19 protein-coding genes are annotated in these 22,829 nt (G+C 42.4%); 13 read left to right on the top strand and 6 right to left on the bottom strand.

Annotated features, from left to right (window positions below):
* The first annotated feature begins 18 nt into the window (after positions 1 to 18).
* Complete coding sequence (locus tag V7K36_RS09210) at positions 19 to 2,694, top strand: alkaline phosphatase family protein (protein WP_335115045.1); 2,676 nt, start codon at positions 19 to 21, stop codon at positions 2,692 to 2,694.
* Between the two features lie 214 nt (positions 2,695 to 2,908).
* Here V7K36_RS09210 and V7K36_RS09205 read toward each other — a convergent pair whose 3' ends face one another.
* Positions 2,909 to 4,615, bottom strand: coding sequence for a SpoIID/LytB domain-containing protein (locus V7K36_RS09205; protein WP_335115043.1), 1,707 nt, complete (start codon positions 4,613 to 4,615; stop codon positions 2,909 to 2,911).
* Positions 4,616 to 4,727: 112 nt separating this feature from the next.
* On the opposite strand from V7K36_RS09205, the gene V7K36_RS09200 reads away from it, so the two are divergent.
* The 3 genes from V7K36_RS09200 (at position 4,728) to grpE (ending at position 6,482) form a co-directional block, all read left to right on the top strand.
* Positions 4,728 to 4,991, top strand: a complete 264-nt coding sequence (locus V7K36_RS09200) for a ParB N-terminal domain-containing protein (protein WP_094329374.1) — start codon at positions 4,728 to 4,730, stop codon at positions 4,989 to 4,991.
* A gap of 119 nt (positions 4,992 to 5,110) precedes the next feature.
* Positions 5,111 to 5,602: a Dps family protein gene (locus tag V7K36_RS09195; RefSeq protein WP_335115041.1), complete on the top strand. Its 492-nt coding sequence runs from the start codon at positions 5,111 to 5,113 to the stop codon at positions 5,600 to 5,602.
* Positions 5,603 to 5,795: 193 nt separating this feature from the next.
* On the top strand, positions 5,796 to 6,482 hold the full coding sequence (grpE, locus tag V7K36_RS09190) for a nucleotide exchange factor GrpE (protein WP_335115039.1): 687 nt from the start codon (positions 5,796 to 5,798) through the stop codon (positions 6,480 to 6,482).
* A 158-nt stretch (positions 6,483 to 6,640) separates the two neighbouring features.
* On the opposite strand, the gene modB is transcribed toward grpE, so the two are convergent.
* Positions 6,641 to 8,473 (bottom strand): molybdate ABC transporter permease subunit, encoded by a 1,833-nt coding sequence (modB, locus tag V7K36_RS09185; protein WP_335115037.1) that lies wholly within the window; start codon positions 8,471 to 8,473, stop codon positions 6,641 to 6,643.
* 613 nt (positions 8,474 to 9,086) lie between these two features.
* Positions 9,087 to 9,989, bottom strand: coding sequence for a class I SAM-dependent methyltransferase (locus tag V7K36_RS09180; RefSeq protein WP_335115035.1), 903 nt, complete (start codon positions 9,987 to 9,989; stop codon positions 9,087 to 9,089).
* Between the two features lie 1,347 nt (positions 9,990 to 11,336).
* Here V7K36_RS09180 and rocD point away from each other — a divergent pair.
* The 4 genes from rocD (at position 11,337) to V7K36_RS09160 (ending at position 16,087) form a co-directional block, all read left to right on the top strand.
* Complete coding sequence (rocD, locus tag V7K36_RS09175) at positions 11,337 to 12,587, top strand: ornithine--oxo-acid transaminase (protein ID WP_335115033.1); 1,251 nt, start codon at positions 11,337 to 11,339, stop codon at positions 12,585 to 12,587.
* A 252-nt stretch (positions 12,588 to 12,839) separates the two neighbouring features.
* Positions 12,840 to 13,883: a 1,9-bis(guanidino)-5-aza-nonane synthase gene (locus tag V7K36_RS09170; RefSeq protein ID WP_335115031.1), complete on the top strand. Its 1,044-nt coding sequence runs from the start codon at positions 12,840 to 12,842 to the stop codon at positions 13,881 to 13,883.
* Between the two features lie 188 nt (positions 13,884 to 14,071).
* Positions 14,072 to 15,583 carry a hydroxysqualene dehydroxylase gene (locus tag V7K36_RS09165; protein ID WP_335115029.1) on the top strand — a complete coding sequence of 504 codons (1,512 nt, stop codon included), beginning with the start codon at positions 14,072 to 14,074 and terminating at the stop codon, positions 15,581 to 15,583.
* Positions 15,584 to 15,727: 144 nt separating this feature from the next.
* Positions 15,728 to 16,087 carry a DUF6464 family protein gene (locus V7K36_RS09160; protein WP_335115027.1) on the top strand — a complete coding sequence of 120 codons (360 nt, stop codon included), beginning with the start codon at positions 15,728 to 15,730 and terminating at the stop codon, positions 16,085 to 16,087.
* A 24-nt stretch (positions 16,088 to 16,111) separates the two neighbouring features.
* On the opposite strand, the gene fmt is transcribed toward V7K36_RS09160, so the two are convergent.
* Positions 16,112 to 17,116, bottom strand: a complete 1,005-nt coding sequence (fmt, locus tag V7K36_RS09155; protein WP_335115025.1) for a methionyl-tRNA formyltransferase — start codon at positions 17,114 to 17,116, stop codon at positions 16,112 to 16,114.
* An 864-nt stretch (positions 17,117 to 17,980) separates the two neighbouring features.
* On the opposite strand from fmt, the gene V7K36_RS09150 reads away from it, so the two are divergent.
* The 3 genes from V7K36_RS09150 (at position 17,981) to V7K36_RS09140 (ending at position 20,238) form a co-directional block, all read left to right on the top strand.
* The gene (locus V7K36_RS09150) at positions 17,981 to 19,300 is read left to right on the top strand and encodes a hypothetical protein (protein WP_335115023.1); all 1,320 of its coding nucleotides are present in this window, start codon (positions 17,981 to 17,983) and stop codon (positions 19,298 to 19,300) included.
* 358 nt (positions 19,301 to 19,658) lie between these two features.
* On the top strand, positions 19,659 to 20,018 hold the full coding sequence (locus V7K36_RS09145) for a type II toxin-antitoxin system Phd/YefM family antitoxin (protein WP_335115021.1): 360 nt from the start codon (positions 19,659 to 19,661) through the stop codon (positions 20,016 to 20,018).
* A 25-nt stretch (positions 20,019 to 20,043) separates the two neighbouring features.
* Positions 20,044 to 20,238, top strand: coding sequence for a Txe/YoeB family addiction module toxin (locus tag V7K36_RS09140; protein ID WP_335115019.1), 195 nt, complete (start codon positions 20,044 to 20,046; stop codon positions 20,236 to 20,238).
* 174 nt (positions 20,239 to 20,412) lie between these two features.
* Here the strand turns inward: V7K36_RS09140 and V7K36_RS09135 are convergent, their stop codons facing one another.
* Entirely contained in the window at positions 20,413 to 21,150 is a 738-nt protein-coding gene (locus V7K36_RS09135; protein WP_335115058.1) for a helix-turn-helix transcriptional regulator, read from the bottom strand.
* A gap of 98 nt (positions 21,151 to 21,248) precedes the next feature.
* On the opposite strand from V7K36_RS09135, the gene V7K36_RS09130 reads away from it, so the two are divergent.
* Both V7K36_RS09130 and V7K36_RS09125 read left to right on the top strand, forming a co-directional pair.
* The gene (locus tag V7K36_RS09130; RefSeq protein ID WP_335115017.1) at positions 21,249 to 21,911 is read left to right on the top strand and encodes a DJ-1/PfpI family protein; all 663 of its coding nucleotides are present in this window, start codon (positions 21,249 to 21,251) and stop codon (positions 21,909 to 21,911) included.
* A 10-nt stretch (positions 21,912 to 21,921) separates the two neighbouring features.
* Entirely contained in the window at positions 21,922 to 22,338 is a 417-nt protein-coding gene (locus V7K36_RS09125) for a DUF6220 domain-containing protein (RefSeq protein WP_335115015.1), read from the top strand.
* Positions 22,339 to 22,531: 193 nt separating this feature from the next.
* Here V7K36_RS09125 and minE read toward each other — a convergent pair whose 3' ends face one another.
* The gene (gene minE / locus V7K36_RS09120) at positions 22,532 to 22,822 is read right to left on the bottom strand and encodes a cell division topological specificity factor MinE (protein ID WP_334946203.1); all 291 of its coding nucleotides are present in this window, start codon (positions 22,820 to 22,822) and stop codon (positions 22,532 to 22,534) included.
* Positions 22,823 to 22,829 lie beyond the last annotated feature (7 nt).

Here is a 22,829-nt window from a genome sequence, read left to right as displayed (position 1 = left end):
ACTTAAGGAATAGTCGGTATGGCTGATACAAACGGCAACGGTAGAAATGTCATTATTTTTGTTGCGGATGGATTGCGTAACGGTTCTGTAAACGCTACTGATACCCCAACTTTATATAGCATTCGTCAGCAGGGAGTTAGTTTCGCCAATAGTCATTCGCTATTTCCGACATTTACCACCCCGAATGCTTCTGCGATCGCAACGGGGCATTATCTTGGTGATACAGGTGACTTTAGTAATACTATCTACACTGGTTTTCCTAGTGCTAATGCCAATGGTAGTGTGACGCCATTCATTGAAAATGATGCGGTTCTGGGAGATATCGATGAAAAATTTCCCGGTAATAACTTTTTAGATGAGGAGTCACTCCTAGCTTATGCGCGGGCGCAGGGTTTCAACACAGCAGCAGTTGGTAAATTAGGGCCCGTTGCAATTCAAGATGTTACACAAGTTAACCGAGAAGGTGGTACTACCGGTACTATTCCTACTCCCAAAACAATAATTATTGATGACAGTACAAATGGTGCAACACCGCCGACTACATCTGCCGGTTCACCTTCTGCTGTTCCACTCGATCGAGATATTGTCAATCGCTTACAAGCTGCTGGCCTAGACGTAAAACCGACACTGCGAGTCCAGCCAGCAGGTAACAACACAACTCCTGGCACCCTGAATGCCAATGTGGCTCAACAACAATACTTTGCAGATGCCACAACCAAGATAATTTTACCCAAGTTTCAGGAAGATGGTAAACCATTTGCATTGGTTTACTGGTCAAGAGATCCCGATGGTAGTCAACACAATCAGGGTGATAGCTTAAACACCTTGACACCAGGTATCAACGGTCCTACTTCAAAAGCTGGGGTCAAAAATGCTGATGATAATTTAAAGCAACTTCTTGACTATCTTAAGACTACAGGCTTAGACAAGACTACTGATGTCTTTATTACTTCCGACCACGGTTTTTCTACCATCAGCAAGCAAGTTATTGATAGCCAAGGCACAAAAACTACAAGTTATGCTGCCACCCAAACATACGCGGGCGTAAATCCGGGATTTCTACCAGCAGGCTTTGTTGCTATTGATTTGGCTCATGATCTAGGTCTACCCCTATACGATCCTAACCCTACGAGCCTTCCCCCAGACCTCAAACACATCCAATATGCGACTGTTGATGCAACACAAGGTCAACGTCCTATTTCTGGGAATGGTGTAATTGGTGGTACAGGTCAGGTAATCAATGGCCAACTCGACTCAGGCACAAAGATAGTTGTAGCTGCCAATGGTGGATCTGACCTGATTTATCTGCCCAATGGCAATGCTGACCTAGCTAAACAGGTAGTGAATTTGCTCTCGCAAAAAGACTACATCAGTGGTATTTTTGTAGACGATGCCTATGGAACTATTCCAGGTGCTTTACCACTGAGTGCGATTGGGCTAAAAGGTGATGCTAAAACACCTGTTCCATCTATTGTGATCAACTTCAAAACCTTTAGCACAGACCTAAACAATCCAAACAATCCTCAAGCTCAGGTAGAAATTGCTGACACAACTTTGCAGCAAGGGCAGGGGATGCATGGCAGCTTTGGTCGAGGTGATACCTTCAATAACATGGAGGCTATTGGCCCTGATTTTAAAAAAGGCTATGTGGACTATGCACCCGTCAGCAATGCTGATGTAACGCCTACACTTGCTCATATTCTGGGTTTGGACATTCCCAGTAATGGCGATTTGAAAGGTCGTGCGATCGCAGAAGCACTGGTGGGAGGGCCTGATTCAGTCTCCTTCACAAAAGGAACTTTGACCTCAGAAGAAGCTGCTAATGGTCAAACAACAATTCTAAACGATCAGAGTGTAGGGAATACTCAGTACTTTACAGCAGCAGGGTTTGCTGGTCGCACCGATGGACTAACAACATTAGATGTCGAATTTGGTTCTAAAAGTAGTGATTATGTCACCCTCAAGTCAAACCAAACCTTATTCACAGGTGACGGAGCAGACTTTGTAGAGGGTAGCAAAAGTAACACAATAGTGACTGGGAACGGTGATGACACGGTGGTAGTCGGCAGTGACTCCTCAGTGTCCACAGGAGACGGTAACGATCAAGTCTTGATTGGCGCAAATAGCCCTGCTAAGAACACTAGTGCTGATGGTGGTGCTGGTAATGACCAAATTACCGTAGTTGAAGCCAATGGTAGTAATAATCTGTTTGGAGCCGCAGGTAATGATACTTTGATAGTAGTTGAAGGTACTCGCCAACTGTCCTTCGGTGGCTCAGGTAACGACACCCTCAAAAGTCAAGGTAGCAATAACCGTCTCTACGGTGGTTCTGGGGATGATAAACTCTTCTCCAGTGTCAATGATTCGCTGTTTGGTGGCGATGGTGATGATGTGCTATTTGCTGGTCAACAGGGTGGCGATCGCCTGAATGGTGGTGCTGGTGCTGACCAATTCTGGATTGCTAACGCCAGTCTGCCAGCTAGCAAGAACATCGTCACTGATTTTACAATTGGCATTGATAAAATCGGGCTGGGCGGTATTGGTGTCACTCAGTTTAGTGCTTTAACACTATTGCAACAGGGTAGTGATACCTTAGTGAAAACTGGAAATACAGAGTTGGCTTCATTGTTGGGAATTACCTCAACTAGCCTGACTGCAAATGACTTCGTTTTCTCTGCTAGTGTTGTGGCTTAACGTGAGTTCGATAGATTTAGTCTGATCCCTCTCTAAACCTCTCCCCCACTCCTGAGAGGCTTTGATTCTTGCTCCCCAACGCTAGTAGGGAAGGGGTTGGGGGTTAGATTTGAGAGAAAGTTGCACATCGCGTTATTTAAGTATGCTTAAAGTTTAGTACGGCACGGCGTAAATAAACCACCCATTCCAAATCAATAAAACGCTTACCCTGTATTCATTTTGAATTTTGAATTTTGAATTTTGAATTCCGCCGTGTTGTACTAGTCTCTTTGCTGAGAATTTGAATCTGAGTACCAGGATAGTAGAATTGGAGAATTTTTGGACTTGACCAACCTAATTTAGCTAAATTTTGAGAGCCAGTTTGACTCAAGCCAACTCCATGTCCTAATCCACCACCAATAAAAGCGTATCCCCACAGTTCAGGTTTGCCTTTATTCAGGGGTTGTATGTAAAATAGCGTACTTTTAGGAGCAGCAAAAGCACTGCGAACTTCGTCTTTGTGGAGAACAAAGGTGCTGTAATCAGTTTTAACCGCGAGTTCAAGGATGCGTCCACTCTGGCTTCGCTTCACTACTGCCATAGCCTGAATTGTCTTAAATTTGGCATCGGGACTGTTTTTCACCTGCAAAAATTTCTGCAAGTCCTTGATAATATCCTTTAAAGGGGTTTCCTTGTGCCAACGAAACATATCCCACTTGCTTTCATTAAATCCTTGTTGGATATTAATAAATTTCTGGAAGTTCTTTTCATCTGCTAAACTTTGCTTAGACAAGTTCCAAAAATTAGTCGGAGCATCCAGTACAGGATGCAGATAGGGACGATCATCGCCATTCCAGACATCGCTGAAGGAGGCGGTGACGCCACCAGTGGTGGAAGAATACAGCGCGTCTACTAGTTCATTTTTATATGTTAGTACCTTACCCCTAGTTGAGGCGATCGCTTGGTCTGTTTTGGCAGCTGCTCCATTCAGCCCATAATAAACTTGGCAGTGAGTATCAGCACACAACTGATAGTTATCTGCGGCAAACCTGCGTAAATTTCTCAAGGCATAAGTCCGGGCGAGAATTGCTTGAGCTTCCAGGGACGCTTTTGGTGCATCCGTGCCTATTTCGTAAGGCAAAACCCCACGCAAATAAGTTTCTAAAGGTACTTGGTTAACTAGAGTGTATGTGCCATAAGCATTTGGCTGCAAATTCAGTTGCCCAGCATAAAGACGAGCATTTTCTGGTTTTTCGCTTTTATTCACCCGAATCAAATTTTTATCAGTGCTAATTTCTAAATCATTCGGGCTGTAGCGTTTACCATCCACCACCCAACTCACTCGCGGCACTTGTTTCAAAATTTTAGTATCAAGATATACTTTTTCTTTGGTAGAAGCTTGGATGTTGTGCAATAGCAAGCGTCGCAGTAAAGGAGTGCTGTAAACATCTCGTTTTGCCCAAACCTGCCAGCGTTCTGGCTGGGCTATTTCCACTTCCATTCCCTGAGAACGCCATTTATTAGCACTGTCTTCCGCAGTTTCAAAGGTGCGATATGTGCCCAAAACTACCACTTCTTCAACTGCTGACTGGGGTAAAGCTTGCATGAGAGTTTCCAGCTTTACAGGGTTCTTGGTAACTAGGATTTGCTGCTTGTTGCCCACTTTAAATCTTAGCTTTAAGCGATCGCCTTTTGTGGGTTCGAGTTGCAGCTTCGCTGTGGGTTGTGAGCCAAATCGCTGCACAATCCCAATTTTCAGTTCCATATCCTGGGTGTTGCTCTCAGGACCTGATGCAGCAGTTAGTCCCAATAGACAAAATGTTGTCAGCACAGTGCGGGAAAAACGCCAAAACGAAAATTTCATGGCTACCTGATTCTGCCCCTTAATGCGGTGTTGGAGCTGATTTTCTAATTGCTTTGTAGCGCGGTTTTTTTGTCGCATGAGTGCTCCAATGATATCATTACCAGTTTTGCCCAAAGTAGTTGCAAAACAAAGTCATAACGACTATGATTTATTTAGAGACAGAAAACAGAACTAGTTGGATAAACTCCTTATGGTTAGAGTCCAAGAAATTCCATTAAATCAGATAAAACGGCCGTTACCCCGTGTAAACGATCCAAATAAAGTGCAAGCTTTAATGGAATCGATTGCGGAGATTGGGCAGCAAGAACCTATTGATGTCCTAGAAGTAGATGGACAATATTATGGCTTTTCTGGTTGCCATCGGTATGAAGCTTGCCAGCGTTTAGGCAAAGAAACCGTTTTAGCCAGAGTCCGTAAAGCACCCCGGAGCGTTCTGAAGATGCACTTGGCATAGAGAATGGGGAGTGGGCATGGGGCATGGGTAAGCAGAGAGAGAGAAATAACTTTTAACTCCTAACTCACTGTGCCCAATACTCAACCCCCAATTACATATAACCTAATTAGGAGAAAATTATGTCATCGAAAGTAACAGTCAAAAATATAAATATCGGCATTGACGAGGCGAGTAGGGCTAAAATTGCCGAGGGTTTATCTCGCCTGTTGGCTGACACTTATACACTGTATCTGAAAACTCATAACTTCCATTGGAATGTTACTGGGACGATGTTCCAAACGCTACATCTAATGTTTGAGACACAGTATACAGAATTAGCTTTAGCAGTTGATTTAATTGCGGAGAGAATTAGAGCGCTTGGCTATCCGGCACCTGGAACCTACAGCGAATATGCCAAATTGAGTTCGATTCCAGAAACTCCCGGAGTTCCGAAAGCTGTGGAAATGATCGACTTACTTGTGGAAGGGCAAGAAGCCGTAGTCAGAACTGCACGGTCTATTTTTCCCGTGGTTGAGGAAGTTAACGACGAACCTACCGCCGATTTATTGACTCAGCGGATGCAAGTACATGAAAAGACAGCTTGGATGTTGAGAAGTTTACTGGAAGAATAGGGAATGGGGCATAGGGCATAGGGAATAGGAAATAGGGAATATGGAACAAACTAAACTTAATCGCCAATGTCCAATGCCCCTGATCAGTGCTGAGTTTTGAGTGCTGTTAGCGGATAGCTATGGTTTAGCCCGTGCTGAGTGGGGAATCTCACTTCTTTACTCGGAAAAGAGGAACTCGGAACTGTTTTGCCCAATGCCCAATCCCCGATGCCCCATGCCCAATGCCCAATGCCCAATGCCCCATACCCAAAAGTTGCAAGATTTAATGCAACAGGTAGGTATTTCTAGTTTTAAAGCGCTGAGTCGCGCTGCTGGTGTCTCAGAGCGTCAACTTTTGCGGTTACGCCAAGGAAAGCTAGAGCAGATGCGGGTAGATGTGCTGCTCAAGCTGTCGTCAGTGCTACAGATGTCATTGAATGAATTAAACGCAACTTTTTCAAGCGTAGAGTTGTTACAAGAGAAAGTAGCACCTACTCAGGAATTATTAGAAGAAATTGCAGATTTAAGAAAAGAGTACCAGCGATCGCAGCTGCAACTAGAACAGCAGCGAGAGATATTACTACAAGAATTCCAGCAGTCGAGTTTGCAACTGCTGGAGTCTTTATTATTGCAATGGCCAACAGCAGCACACAAAGCGCAAGAAAATCCACAGCTAGCAGCAGTCAAAATAGTACCGTTGGTGCAGAAACCCCTAGAAAAACTTTTACAGGCGTGGGGAGTAGAAGCGATCGCACCCGTGGGAGCAGAATTACCTTATAACCCCCAACTGCACCAATTAATGGAGGGAACTGCACAACTAGGTGAAATAGTCAAGGTGCGCTACACTGGCTACCTTCAAGGTGAGAAGCTGCTTTACAGAGCTAAAGTGAGTCCTGTTTAAGGGAGTTAGGACGCAAATTTTCGCTTCCCTTTTATATCAAGTTCGGGTGATTACTTGTAATAAAATCTATCAATGTAGGTTGGGTTGAACGGCAGTGAAACTCAACATGAACAAGGATCAAATGTAGGGCGAGGAGTATGTCAAGTATATCTCTGCGTTTATTCCATCAAAATCAAGCGCAGAGGATCTAAACGCACATACCAAGGAAAGGGTTGGTCTTTCATAGTCGCCCATTTTTCTTTGAAGACTTCAGCTTGCAGATGGTAATCTTGAGAATTCTTGGCAGCCGAATGTAATTTGAGAAACAACGTCATTCGATGGGGCGTTTCACTTGTGCCTACTACCCAGCAGGGAAAGGTATTTTGCTGTGATGAGTCGTTGGTAAAAATGAATTGATGGGCACGAATGCCGACGTGGGATAATTCGCTCTTGATTGGTTCAATTACTTGAAGAGTACAACCCCAATCAGTTGCCTCCACCTGTTGCGATGACTGGAGAACAGCACGGGAGAAGTTTTTGCATCCGGTAAGTTGGGCAACACTCACAGTAGCAGGATGCTCGAAAATCTCATGTTTATTGCCATAATGAACGGCTCTACCATGCTCCAATACCAACAGATTCGGGCAAATCCGATAAGCTTCTTCCATATTATGGGTAACAAATAAAGTCACACCTTGGTAGTTAGCAAGAGTTTCTGTCATTTGCTGCTCTAATTGACTACGCAGATGGGTATCGAGTGCTGAAAACGGCTCATCTAAAAGCAATGCTTCCGGTTGACTTGCCAATGCTCTTGCCAAGGCTACCCGTTGTTGTTGACCCCCAGAAAGTTGGTGCGGATAGCGATCGCCTAATCCCTGCAACTGCATCGCTATTAGTTGCTCCTCTACCTGCACCCTAATACTTCCAGCAGATAGTTTTTTGGGCAAGCCAAAAGCGATATTTTGCGCCACACTCATGTGTGGAAATAGGGCATAATTCTGCACTAAAAAACCGATGCGGCGATCGCGGCTGGGTAAATTAATTCCTTGTTCCGAGTCAAACAGTACTCTACCATTTAAAACTATGCGCCCGATTGTAGGCGTTTCTATCCCCGCAAGGCAGCGCAAAATCATGCTCTTACCTGCTCCAGAACCCCCTAACAATCCCAAGGGTTGCTCATCAGTAGTGAAAGCAACTTTTAAATGAAAGCTAGGAAGTATTTTTTCAATATTGACAAACAATCCACCAGATTCAAAGCTAGAGTGCGCCGTATTAAGAATTTCTCCCCCCGCTCCCGTTCGGCTGACGCTCCCGTTCGGCTGACGCTCACGGCCGAAGCCTGCTCCCCTCTTCTTTTCCCTCAATTCTTGCCAGAAGTTGACTGCAATAATTCCAGATAGAGAAATCACCATAATTGCGATCGCCCAAAACCACGCCTCGTTCATTGCTCCCGCTTCCACAGCAAAATAAATTGCCATTGGAATTGTCTGCGTTTGTCCGGGAATGTTACCAGCCAGCATCAACGTCGCGCCGAATTCTCCCAAAGCGCGGGCAAAAGCGAGCATTGTGGCGGCGACAATACCAGGTAGTGCTAGGGGGAAACTGATGCGCCAAAAGATTGTGGCTTCGGTTGCGCCAAGGGTTCTAGCTACTCGCAGCAGATTACCATCTATTTGTTCAAAGGCTCCCAGTGCAGTTTTATACATTAAAGGAAAAGAAACTACGGTAGCTGCGATCGCAGCACCATACCAAGTAAAGACGATGCTGAAGTCAAAAGACTGCATGAGTTTCCCTACAGGGCCATTTTTCCCAAAAAATAGCAGCAACAAGAAGCCGACAACTGTGGGCGGTAAAATCAGGGGCGCAATAAAGATACCCTCAATCAACGATTTACCTTTGCCACGATATCCCAGCATCCAGTAGGCAGCAGCGATACCCAAGAAGAAAGTGATAAATGTAGCAAGTAATGAAGTTTTGAGTGATATCCAAAGAGGCGATAAATCCAATGGCATAGTTGCGTAGGCAAGAATTAGCTCAATTAATCCCTAATTTACCAACTTTATTTCCAATATGTTGGGGAAAGTTGGTGAAATAAAAAAATCTCAAAAACAGGATATTCATATTGGAAAATATGTTTTACTCAGATCTTGTATCAATCTCAATTAGCCCGCTCCCGCCAAGAAATAAATTTCCTCTCTTAGAGGATGTTTGAAAAGTATTGGGCGAATAAAATAGAGCCTCCGGCACGCTGACGCGAACCCAGGTCGGTGGGTTTTGTCTGTATAGCCAAGCCAGTGCGGTCTTGGGGGTTTCCACGCCACTTGCTTTATGCCGGGGAACCCGTCCACCGCAGTGGCTCCCCATGAGCAACTGGCGTGTGACTTCTAGTCGCCAGGGCTAGTAATAAATTAGACTTGTTCATTCAACCTCTTATAGCCAAAGTCCACTCAAGCAGCCTTAAGCTGTTGCTCAGTCTTCTTTAGAAGACTTTAGCTATTAGCCTCAGAATTCATTCTAAGGCGGTTGTTGATAATAGTGCAAGATTCAAAAATAAAAGCACAACATTATTGTGCTTCTGTAAATTATTTGTATTCAGTTAATTTTGACAACAAGAGAGTTTCTTAATTATTCCAGTTGACTGCTATAGGCACTAAAACCATAAGCCAAAGTTTCTTTTAGAGCATCTGATGGCTTGAGACTTCTGTTAATAGCATTAGCAAATGGGACTGGAATTGCTTTAATAGTTTCCGGCAAAATTGCATATTCTTGCGTTGGTTCGACAATGTATTGTGGACACTTCGTTTTTATCCCAGCAGTCGCTAACATTTCATCTATTTCAGTAGAGGAATATTGCTTGAGATAAACTGGATTTCTGACGAATGGGTTCAGCTTTCTCACAAAATTATGAATAATATGAGAAGGACAAGATTTATTGTGAAAGGAATGATTAAAAACGAAAATCCCACCAGGTTTTAGTACGCGAGCTATGTCAGTCAACAAATTTCTTAATTGTGCATCTGGGATATGCATAAAGACGCAGTTAGAAATGACTAAATCTATAGAATTATCTTCTAAAGGCAATATTTCCGCAGAATCGCAAATCAAGTTAAATTCAGCTTCTGGGAAAAAATTATATTCTTGTTTAAACTTGATTAATCGCCGCAACAAAGGTTCAGAGATATCAATTCCATAATATTTTTCACATCTCAGATTTTTAGCTTTAGAGAGATGTAAAGGTGCGCGACCATAACCAGAACCAATCTCTAAAATAGAACCAACAGATTTATTCAACGGAAATTTATTCCAAGTACCTCCCGGCGTGCCAGTTAGCAAAGTGTAATCTTGTTTAATGGGCGATGTATCTGCAAGCTTTTCAACTTTTTGGGAACCATAATATGTTTTACCAATTGCGTCCCACGTTTTTTTATGTTGAGTATTATTCAACTGTTCATAGTCGCTAGGAAAATAAATGCCATCTCGTAATTCAAAGTCATTTAGACTGAATTTTGCATTTGCTAATTGATTCATTATGATTATTCCTCATAAATAGTTGAGTCTGTTTTCTGTTATACTCTTAACTCAGCATGAACCGCAAGTGATTTTTACTGAATTGCTTCACCTTGGCCTTTCTTTAAAGTCTATAATTGTTTTCAATTTGATAGAATATATAGCGGTTTTAACTTCGCTGCAATACAGTCTGAACCTCACCCCGTATTTGCTTCAGCAAACACTCCCCCTCTCCTTACCAAGGCTACGGTGTACACACAAGTCCTAAAAACCTAGTTTTGTAGGGCGTGTTATGCCGTTAGCCAAAAGATTCCTGAGAAAATGCGATGTCTACGACGGGCTGTTCGGCGTCGCGCTGATTAAATATTGCTAGGCGATCGCATTCTCAAGATAAAATTTAGCTCATAGCAACGTCGTGATTGACTGCAATCAAATCCCCTCCAAAGACCTACTTAGAACTGAGAGACATAAGTAAATTATAATACTAAGTGTAAAATTGTCCAGCAATCTCACTATCTTCTCTGAATAATTATTATATTTTGCGAGTTCAGCTAAATTTTTTCTAGCTGAAATAGTCTTCAACCTTTTCATCCCCCACCCCAGGATTGAGAGACAGGAAATTTAGTGATAGTCTATATTCGATGACAGGATGAAAAAAAACTCTTTGTATACCTAGTTCAAGATATCTATGAAGGAGACGAAAGTCTCTAACTCAGAATACTCACTGCTTATTCATCGCCCTTGGTTTTTTATCTGCAAGGTGCGGATAAAGATAAATTCAACATTAAAAATGTTACAGTTTACACTTTTGGTTCTTATGCCAGCAAAATTTTATATTCAGACAGAATGGGCAACTGGTTTTCTTCACTAAAAGTAGGCAGAAGATGCCCTACACAAGTTGCATATCTGCAATAAGACCAAATGGCTGGTCAATAGTTCCTAGCTATTTAGATATTCAGAAAAATCCATCACTATCCAATAATAGGTCTTGTCTTTGACATCAAAGATAGGCGAATTTTGGAAGTTGCGCCTTTACTCTGATTGTAAATAGCGCCCTGAAATTAGGAATTATAAAACTAGGACTTACACACTGTACAAATTAATCATGGTAATGCATTTACCAAAATAGATCGTTTCAGGCTTGATTAATCATTTTTTGATGGTAAATAGCCCCTAGAACAGATGTGGTTTTTCAAATAATCCATATTTGGTCTTTCCTGTCAATGCGTAACTTCTAAAAACAAAGAACGAAGCTGGATTTTTCCATGCTTCATGCTCATACCTGTTGAATGACTCATTAGACTGGTAATCATTCAGGTGTTTTTTAGTCTTATTTCAACCTCTCAAAAGTATCAGGAGTAAATAAATATGCAAGCAGCAAACGTAACTCTGGGAATTCCTAATTTCAACACTATGAATAACCAGGATTATATTGAACTAGAACAGCAATATGGTGCTGATAATTATCATCCTTTAGATGTAGTTATCACCAAAGGAGAAGGGGTATGGATATGGGATATAGAAGGTAAAAAATATCTGGATTTTCTTTCTGCTTACTCAGCATTAAATCAGGGTCATTGTCATCCTAAAATTCTTGAAGCAATGATCAAGCAAGCTCAGAAAGTTACACTGACTTCTAGGGCTTTTCGTAATGATCAATTAGGAAGATTTTATCAAAAGCTTTCTGAGATTTCTGGTTTGCCCAAAGTGCTACCCATGAATTCAGGAGCCGAAGCTGTAGAAACTGCTATTAAAGCCATTCGTAAATGGGCTTATAAAGTAAAAGGTGTACCAGAAAATCAGGCGGAAATTATCGTTTGTACTAATAATTTTTCTGGGCGTACTATTAGTTTGATTAGTTTCTCCACAGAAGAACAATATCAACATGGCTTTGGGCCCTTGACGACTGGATTTAAAGTTATTCCTTTTGGTGATGCTGAGACATTAGAAAAAGCGATTACTGCTAACACTGCTGCCTTTTTGGTAGAACCAATTCAGGGTGAAGGAGGTATTATCATTCCTCCCAACGGGTTTTTAAAGCAAGCAGAACAAATTTGTCGCCATCATAATGTATTACTAGTTTTTGATGAAATTCAAACAGGCTTGGGAAGAACAGGTAAAATGTTTGCTCATCAATATGAGGATGTTAAACCAGATGGTATCACTGTAGGTAAAGCTTTGTCTGGAGGCTTTTATCCAATTTCTGCTTTTATTTCCACTGATGAAGTAATGGGTGTATTTCAGCCAGGAGATCATGGTAGTACCTTTGGTGGAAATCCTTTAGCCGCTGCCATTGGAATTGCTGCACTTGATGTAATTCTGGAAGAACAATTGCCAGAAAAAGCCTTACAACTAGGAGAATATTTTTTGACGAAATTACAATCAATTGAGAGTTCATATATAAAAGAAGTCCGTGGCAAAGGCTTATTAATTGGGATGGAATTGTACCCCGAAGCTGGTGGCGCTAGACGTTTTTGTAAAGCCTTAGCTAAAGAGGGATTATTAGTTAAAGAGACTAGAGATAATGTCATTCGTTTTGCTCCACCCTTGGTTATTTCCCAAGATGAAATAGATTGGGCATTAGAAAAAATTGAGCCAGTTTTGACAACCACTTGTTAGTTTAATGTAAATTGAGTATCATAGGTGACTTGTAGTGTTTGAGAAGTCATTAGTAGCAAAATTGATCAATCGTCTCACCCAACTCATGAGTATCTGGGATTTGCATGTCAAGTTAAACAATCATACGGCAATCTGATCCCGGTTTGTCCTGGTACGACCACTGCGAAGCGCCTAGTACATTGGCAAGACTTGCCTTATAGTCGCGTGAGCAGACCGGATGATTTTGATTTTCAATAAAAAGGACAATCTACCATGAATCGTGAAGAACTTTTGCAACAGACTGTGCAACCAATTGACATTAAAGCTTTCGATGTCGTCGGTTTAGTAGAAGCAATGGGGAAGACGGCTTTCCAAGCTCGAAATTTGGGGCGTGCAGCGAAAATTTACGATGCAATGCTGCAAGATAAAGAATGCACGATTATTCTCTGTTTAGCGGGGTCTTTATTTAGTGCTGGACTTAAGGGAGTAGTCCACGATTTAATTACTCATAATATGGTAGATGCGATCGTGTCTACCGGTGCTAATATTGTTGACCAAGATTTCTTTGAAGCGTTGGGTTATCGTCACTATGTCGGCGACCCCTTTGCTGATGATGAAATACTAAGACAGCAACGGATAGACCGCATATATGACACCTACATTGATGAGGATCAACTGCGGGTGTGTGATATGACGATCGCCAAAATCGCCGAGAATTTAGATAAGCGTCCCTATTCTTCACGGGAATTTATCGCCCAAATGGCAGTTTATTTAGAACGTCGGGGTAACTATGGTCAATCTGTGGTGCAAGCCGCTTATCAACACCAAGTACCAATTTTTGTCCCCGCTTTTAGTGACTGTTCTGCTGGGTTTGGTTTAGTGCATCACCAGTGGAATTCTCCAGAATCTCATCTAACGATTGACTCGGTGCGAGATTTCCCGGAGTTGACGCAGTGTAAACTAGCTTCCAACTACACGGGATTGGTGATGATTGGTGGCGGTGTACCGAAAAACTTTGCCCAGGATACTGTGGTAGCAGCAGAAATGCTGGGGTTTGAAACGAGTATGCACAAGTATACAATTCAAGTCACGGTCGCCGATGAACGAGATGGAGCTTTATCTGGTTCCACACTCAAAGAGGCTCATTCTTGGGGAAAGGTAGATAAAGCTACAGAACAGATGGTATTTTCGGAAGCGACTGTGGCATTTCCGTTAATTGCGGGGTATGCCTATGGTAAAGGTAACTGGCGCGATCGCCAACCCCATCGTTTAGCTGAGTTATTCACTAAACCTCAATTAAAAATAGTGACTGCATAGCAATTTTCTAGGAGCAAGAGAATTTCTCTTGCTCTTCATTTTAATTAGTGCTAATCATTTGTTTGTGAGGCTGCGCCAAGTTTTCTTGGCTTCTTCTTTCTTTCTCTACTGTAATAGCAAGCCGTCGCCTGATCAGAGCGGCAAGTTCGTATACATTAGTTGATGGACTGCAACAATTGGAGGCTGTGATGGTAGAAGGGTTACAACGAAAACGGGTAGTAGTTGTAGGTGCTGGTTGGGCTGGTTTAGGAGCAACTTACCATTTGGCAAAGCAAGGTTATGATGTGACACTTCTAGAAGCAGGCCCCTATCCCGGTGGATTGGTGGCAGGTTGGCAAACAGCCGCCGGAAAATCTGTTGAAGCTGGCATTCATGGCTTCTGGTATCCTTACAAAAATATTTTTTCCCTAATCAATGAATTAGAAATTAATCCTTTTACTACTTGGACTCGTTCTTCGCAATATTCGCCAGCAGGTTTGGAAGTTGAATCACCGATTTTTCAAGACTTACCGCGACTCCCCTCCCCACTAGGAACTTTTCTCTACACTCAGTTTAAACGCCTGCCACTAATTGACCGCCTCAGCGCCCTGCCTTTACTTTATGCGGTTGTTGATTTTGACAATTCTGATGCAGCTTGGCGGCGCTATGACTTTGTAACTGCTCGTGAATTGTTCAAAGACTTTAACGTTTCTGCACGGCTTTACCGTGAGGCTTTTGAACCAATGTTATTAGTGGGCTTGTTTGCCCCTGGTGAACAATGTTCAGCCGCAGCAACTTTAGGGATGCTTTATTTTTTTATTCTGGCTCATCAACCAGATTTTGATGTAGTTTGGTGTCGGGGAACTGTTGGAGAAAAGATATTTCGTCCTTGGGTAGAACGCATCGAAAAAGCTGGTGTGCGAGTGCTACCCAAGCGACGGGTTACAGACTTAATTATTGATAGTAATCATCGAGCCAAGGGTGTAGTTTGCGGTGATGAAGTATTTGATGCAGATGCCGTGATTTTTGCGGTTGGGATCACGGGGATGAAGAAAATTGTCTCAACTAGCCCTAGTTTACAAAGTCGTGAAGAATTCCGTAATTTGAGCAATTTAGGAGCAATTGATGTTTTAGCAACACGGCTATGGTTTGACCGCAAAATTGATATTCCTCGTCCTTCTAATGCTTGTTTTGGATTCGACGCAAGTACAGGTTGGACATTTTTTGATTTGAATGCTTTACATGATGAATATCGGGATGAGCCGGGAACGGTGATTGAAGCTGATTTTTATCACGCGAATCAGTTTCTCAGTTTGAGTGATGAGGAGATTTTAACAATAGTTCAGGGTTATTTAGCAACTTGTGTACCAGCGTTTCGAGAGGCAAAGGTAATTGATAGCAGTGTAATTCGGCTACATCAGGCGGTGACTCATTTTGCACCTGGTAGCTATCGTTATATGTTACCCGCTAAGACAAGTTTTGAGAATGTGTTTATGAGTGGGGATTGGATTGTCAACCGTCATGGCTCTTGGTCACAGGAAAAGGCTTATGTTACTGGTTTGGAGGCGGCAAATTTGGTGGTATCTTATTTGGGAGAAGGTCAGCCATCTGAGATTTTAGCTGTAGAAGAGGATGAACTGCATATACAAGTGGCGCGATCGCTCAACCAAACCTGGCGCGATTTGGGCAAATCTATCCTGCCTGACTTTTGGTTGCCATAACCTGTAGGATACAACAGCTGTCATCCCTACTGTATGTATATTTCTCGCAATAAGAGTCAATTATTAATTGTAATCTAAATTCGGTAAGCTAAAGAAAGCGATCGCGATACCATCCTTATAACGTAAATCAAATTACATAAGCTTATGGAGCCAGACTCTTTACAAACCGAGGTAATTCTGACGCATCCGCGTGAGTCTCTCGGCAGAGTGCAACTTGATTGGACACCCCAACCCGGAAACTATCTCGATTTTGAAGGTAAAACCTACGCGGTTTTAGAGCGCCGCCACAAATACCAACTTAAAGCAGGACGTTACCGTTTGCATAATATTGCTATTTACGTGCAGTCTGCTAAACGACCATCTGAGAAAAGTTTGGTAGCGGGACGTTGGGTAATCGGTGATGCCACCTGCTGCTACAATGCTCATTCAGAAATTATTCGTTGTGCAGTCAACCCAGATGGCCCTTGCAAATCTTGCCGCTTTTATGAAAATAGACGCGATTAATCGCGTTTGTACAGGAGTTTGGAGTTATCTACCCGCACCAAAAACTTCTCCCACAGTTAAGCGGGTACCATTAACAAAATCCCATCCCGACTGGGGACGTTTACCAGCTAGCTGAACCTCTCGCAACAGCAACAAACCTTCCCCAGTTTGGACAATCGCCCCAATTCCTTTGGTAATGCTCACTACAACTCCGGGTTTGTCTGATATATTTGACAAATCAGGTAATTTATGCACTAATTTTTGTAATTCTGATGGGAGATCGCGATCGCCTACAGAACCAAGGGTAGCAGAAGCGGTGATTTTCAGCAGGTTGTCACGAAAGGTAGCCGTGCAGTTAGGGTAAAAGCCTCTAATTTGATTGTGTAATTGGATAGCGCTTTTTGACCAATCCAAACTATAATCTTGTTTTTGAATCAGAGGTGCATAAGTAGCTGCTAAATTATCTTGGGGAATTGGTTGAATTTCCTGACGTTCCAACTTCAACAGAGTTTCTACCAACAAATCCCCACCGAGCGCAGCTAGTCTGTCGGCTAAATCTTGGGCATTATCCAGTAATCCAATCGGTGTAGTGGCTATTTGGAGCATTGCCCCAGTATCCATCCCCACATCCATTAACATGGTCGTGATCCCCGTCTCCTTCTCACCGTTATACAAACACCACTGAATCGGCGCTGCACCCCGATATTTGGGTAAAATTGAGCCATGCACATTAATGCAGCTCAACTTTGGCATATTTAGGATTTTTGACGATAAAATCTGTCCATAGGCGACAACAACAAACACGTCTGCGTCTAATTGTTTGAGTTGGGTTAAAATTTTAGTATCTTTTTTTACTCGTTCAGGTTGCCATACTGGTAAATTGTGAGCAGTAGCGATCGCTTTTACTGGTGAAGGGATCAGTTTATTTCCGCGTTCCCGGCGTTTATCTGGTTGAGTAACAACTGCCAATACCTCAAATTCTGAATGATTCAATAACTTTTCCAACGTGGGCACAGCAAACTCAGGTGTACCAAAGAATACAATTTTCATTAATAATTAGTTGTTAATCGTTAGTCATTAGTTAATGGTAAATAATATCGGCTGTTTGGTGGTACAATATTTTCGTATTGGTGAAACCGAAGGCTGCAAGATTTAACTGAATAGTTAAGTTGACAACTGTAAAAGCTAGTATAAGCTGCATCTACCTTTAGTGAACCTAATCGTTTAGTGGTGTTTCGTCACGAGCCGCTAGAGCATCTACCGAGTAAATTTTGTTGTGTTTCTGAATCATTTCCCCCAAATTGGCGTTAAATGCAGTTAGGTTTCTAAAACACTATTGCATCTTCTAGCTATTTTTGTAGTTGAGATTGCAATTTATAACTTTAGGTTGCTGACAGCAGTATTTTCTGAGTATGATTTATTATGCGTCCGCTTTCTGAGCTTATTCACGTAACGCCTCACATTTACCATTACCGGGGTTTGCGCTGTTATATTTAGTGTATAACCTGACTTGTTTGCTGCGTACTAGCGATCGCTAGTACGATCCCCAATAACTGGATCATCTCATTCTTGGTTGCCAGCTTCATGAGCCACAAGTTATACCTTGAATATCCCTCGACTAATACCTGTTTTTGGTGTGGTTGGGTATAGCAACAGCAACATTATATATCGTGTAGTAATTACTGGGTTCTCAGTATAATTATTATACTCGCATATTTTTGGGAAACATATTCAGTACCTGAGTAATAAAAGGTGTAGACAATGATACTTAATTTTTGTAAAGCTCTGCAAACTTTGAATAAAATATTTAGTCATTGCTTTTAGTTTCTTGTTATACATATAATTACTGGCTGCCCCATTGCTGCATCGGTATTGCTTCAGACATAGCAACCGCCCCTTCTAGAGAGTTTACAAATGCTTAAACCCCTTTTGCTGTCAGGATGGTTCCGCGCGCAACCATTTTTCAATTATGTTGTCGTTGTGATACTTCTTACACCCTTGCTAGCGGCATCGGGTCACTCAATCCCCGTCAGATCCGAAGTAGCTAAACTAACTTCGATTACTGAAGGATCTGACTCTATATCAAAGGAAGTAGCTGTAGTTGGGGAACCTGAGATAGCTAAAATATTAAAAACAGATCAAATCGACTTGTTAACAGAAGAAGTTGACTCTGTGCCAGCACAAAATACTGCTGTCCAGGAACCGCAAGTATTACCAACGGATAAAATTGAGTCTTTGGATCAAGCAGATAGTTCTGTGTCAAAGAGCGATTTAACTGTTCCTGATCCTTTGGTAGCAGTTGAACTCGCACCATTAGCAGATGTTCCTGTTAGTCAACTTAATTTAATCCGAAAACTCAAAGCTGCTAATATCCAGTCTTTGAGAGAACAAGAAAATTATCTCAGTAGAGAAAAATCTTTTGCTGAATCATTGACAGCAACTCAAGTAGCACCAACTCTTAGAGAATCACAACCAACCACGACGACGGAAATACATGTTACTGAACCACGTGATCAACCCCAAACAGAACAAATAGATCCCATAGGTAGTCCTCATCCTATTCCTTGGAAATGGATCACAGCGACTCAAGAGGCTATTGGTTCCAAGGGTGGTTCGGGAGTGCGTCACTACCGCAGCATACCGGTAGTTTCTCCAGATGGTAAATATGCCGTTTATAGCCGAGTGCAACTAGAAGTAAAACCCCAAATGTATAACAGCCGTGTCACCAGCATTCTGTTTGTCCAAGATATGCAAACCAAGAGGTTGTGGGTGATGGCTTCAACTACTGCTGTTAGCGATCCTTTATTAAATACTAAAGCTGCAAAGGCGGCGTTGTCAGAAGAAACTAATACGAACGGTCAGATTGGGGTATTAGTTCCAGTTAGCTGGTCGGAAAAAGGCGATCGCTTCTTAGCACGCAAGTTTCAAGGTATATTTAATACAGGTGATTCGACAGATAGTGCAGTGATTTGGGATCGGCAAAAAAATCATGCTAATACAGTTGCTCCTGCTCATGAGGAAGATCATGAGCAAATTGCCGTATTGTTAGGTTGGAGTAAAAGCCAACCGGATCATGTGCTATTTCGTGCAGGTGAATTGGGCGAGGAAAACTGGCCACTAATGCAAGTTGCTAATGATGGCAAAACTATAACGACAACAGACAAAGATCAGCCGATTACCTTTGGTAAAAAGGTTACAGAAATTTGGGCAGGCCCACAAGTAGCCTACCGATAGTTTATTAAAAATCTTATATTCTCCCGTTGTCGTCACTAGCAACAACGGGAGATTTTTTTGGCGTTGCATAAAATAGGGTTGATTTTTGTGGGGTGGGCATCCTACCACTAATGTCAACATTATCGTGCGGCGCAAAACTTTTCAAACACTCTCTTAGACTGTACACCCTGTAATCCACAGCCTACAATGTTTCTGACCCCAATTAGTCAGAATTGCTTGACCAGGTTTTTTGAAAATTTTACTTTATCAATTTCTGTTATGTAACGAGAAAAGCATCAACCTGTACAGACTTTCTGTACAGCTGAAGCGAGAATGTACTTAATTCAATTTACAAGTAAAAACAGGACTTTTGATACTTATGGTTTCCGCTAGTTATACTTACACACAAGCACGAGAAAAGCTGTCTGAACTGTGCCAGAAAGTTACTTCAGAACGCGATTTTGTAATCATTACACGTCGGAATGCTGAAAATGTAGCTTTAATAGCTGTTGATGAACTTTCTAGTATTCTAGAAACTGCTCATCTTTTACGTTCCCCCCGTAACGCTGAACGTTTGCTAACAGCTTTAAATCGAGCTAAATCAGGAGTTGTGGAATCTCAAAGCTTGGATGATCTTAGTAAGGAGTTAGGATTTGACCAAAAAGAAGAACCTCAAAAACCAATCAAAACAAGAAATTCCAACAACTCCAAAGCAAAGAAAAACAGTATTTCAACCTGAATTTTTAGAAGACTTAAAATTTTGGGTGGAAAATGATCAACGAGTTCCCCTTAAAGTTTTGGATCTTGTCAAAGATACTTTTAAGGGGAAAGGTAAACCTGAACCTTTAAAATATTTAGATCCTAATACTTGGTCTCGCCGTTTAACACAAGAACATAGAATTGTATATCTTGTAAAAGATGATGAAATAAATTTTTTACAAGCTCGTTATCATTATTAACTATTAATTATCCCAAAATATAAGTAGGATTATTTAGTTTTGCGTAGCTTGCCGCACTTCTCTACGAGAGGCTACGCCAACGGCAAGGCTTAGTGACCACCGTAGGTCTTACCCTGAGCCTGCGCCGAAGGGCATCGCCCAAAACTTCTTGCAGGTTTTAGGTCATATCTCGGCTCAATACCTATCTGAGTCAGATGAAGATAGTTTTGCACTTGGCAAATGATAATATGTTGCAGAAAGTTGTGCCACCATCGCTGCACGAGATGACACCTCAAGCTTACGGAACATTCGCTTCAAAGCCTGCTTGACAGAATTTTCAGTAATCCAAAGTTCAGTCCCAATTTCTGCGTTGGTTCGTCCCAACGCAACCAACGCAGAAATTTGCAACTCACGAGACGTTAAACGATTGATTTTAAACGGTTGATGCTGCGCTTCTTTTGGAGTTGCACTTTGCGTTAATCGCATGGTTGTAGCCCAAACCGATAAGTGCAAGCAGATGGCGCTCAAATCAGCTAGATTTTGAGTATCAAAGGCAGGCATCGACTTTTCACGAGTGCAGCCCACGATACCTACTAATTGACCACGATCAATAATCGGTCCTGCCATCACATGCCAATGATCGGGACGAGGACAAATGATTGCCCAAGCCTTTGGTGATGTTACTAATCCTTCATGAACCGGAGTATGACGCTCTGCTATATAACGCGCCACCGGATTATGCTCGATCGAAAGTGCAACGTTCAATATTTTCTGAACGTTGCGATTGGCTAAGGGCAGTTGGTCGAAGAAGAAAATCCCCGATCGCTTGGCTGCAAAATATTCACCAATTTTTGGCACGGTTTGTGAGCGCAACTCGCGTTCATCTTTTACCTGGTTAATCGCTTCAAATAAAAGCTGCAAGGAAAGCGTCATGTGGCGAAAAGAGTACTCGTTCGAGGACTGGGCGAGGTCGGTTGCCACTTCTAGTATAAGGATAGATTTCGTAGCAACTCTCATCAAGAGATTGATTTATGACTAACTCACAAAAGCACATTATTGGCTTGGTACTTTATCCTGGCATGACGGCACTTGATATTGTGGGACCCCAGACAGTTTTTAGTTCACTTCCCGGTGTCCATATCCACCGCATCTGGAAAGCTTTAGACCCGATCAAAACTGATGACGGAATGATGATTTTGCCTGATACCACCTTTGAAAATTGCCCGCCCTTAGACGTGATCTGTGTCGGCGGCGGTTTAGGACAGAGTGCAGTAGTAGATGATCCAGAAGTGCTTGAGTTTTTCCAGAAACAGGGGAGCACAGCAAAGTTCATCACCTCTGTATGCGGCGGGTCTGAGTTTTTAGCGAAGGCAGGACTGCTACAAGGCTATCGAGCGGCGACTCATTGGATGATGCGTGAACAACTCGCAAGGTTGGGCGTTGAGGTCGGAACGGAGCGAGTTGTGATTGACCGAAATCGCATGACTGGTGGGGGGGTTACCGCAGGCATTGATTTTGGTCTAACGATTGCTGAAGTGCTTTGTGGTGAGGAAGCCGCCAAGATCGCTCAACTATTAATGGAGTACGATCCAGCCCCTCCATTCGATGTCGGTTCACCCGAAAAAGCGGGGGCTGAGTTAGTCAACAAAGCGATGTTATATGCTGCGGGGACATTTGGTTTAGAGGTAAAATAGGCAGTCTGACATGACCACAAATTTAGAAATTAAGAGTCTTCCCACACGTTGGATACAAATTGGTTTTTATACGACTTCAATCGTCTTTAACCTCTGCTTGATCGCTCAGTTATTAACGGTTGGAGTTGCCTACTTCAACGATCCTGCTTGGTGGACTATTCATGTTTGGCTGGTGCGAGGGTATAGTGGACTATCCTTTCTATTACTGGGAGGGTCGTTCATCGCCCCATTCTCAGACAGAATCCGATCTCTGTCCGTCAGTTTACCTGTCCTGCTTGGACTTCAATTTGCCAGCATTCATCTCAAGAGTCCGCTTCACCTAGAGATTCTCCATCCTCTGATTGGATTCATGTTGCTCTATGTTTCTTCAAGCCTTGTCCATCATCTAGCGCGGACGTTATCGCCTACCCACTATCAGACTGAGTAAATTTGAGGGGTAAAAAGGATGACTTTGTTGCAAAAACTACTTCAGGATAAAGGGGTCAAATGAGCAATCGTAGTGACTAAGCCGCCCTGTCACCACGATTACTACGAGAACGACTTTGAATAGATAATCTTGCAGAAACTTAACTATCAACTCCAATAAAAATTATTGAATCTCGATTAAAACTAATAAAGACTTATTTATCACCTCTTTCCCACTCAGGTATGACACCTTTCACCCGGCGGATAGGCAAATTAGCAATTAAAGCTGTGGTTCGTTGGTTGCTTTCTAAAGAGAACTCCAAGCCCTCTGTCTCAATTTCGACATAGCGACAGACTACATCTAGGATTTCTTTCCGCATTTTTTCCAACGTTTGAGGATCTAAATCAGCGCGATCGTGAGCAATCACCAATTGCAGGCGACGTTTCACTTGAGTTCGACTGCTATCAGCACCGCGAGAAAAAAGTTTTTCTAGAAGTTCAATCATTACGAAT

Source organism: Nostoc sp., from assembly GCF_036919555.1.
GTDB lineage: Bacteria > Cyanobacteriota > Cyanobacteriia > Cyanobacteriales > Nostocaceae > Nostoc.
This window is presented reverse-complemented; position numbering and strand designations above follow the sequence as displayed.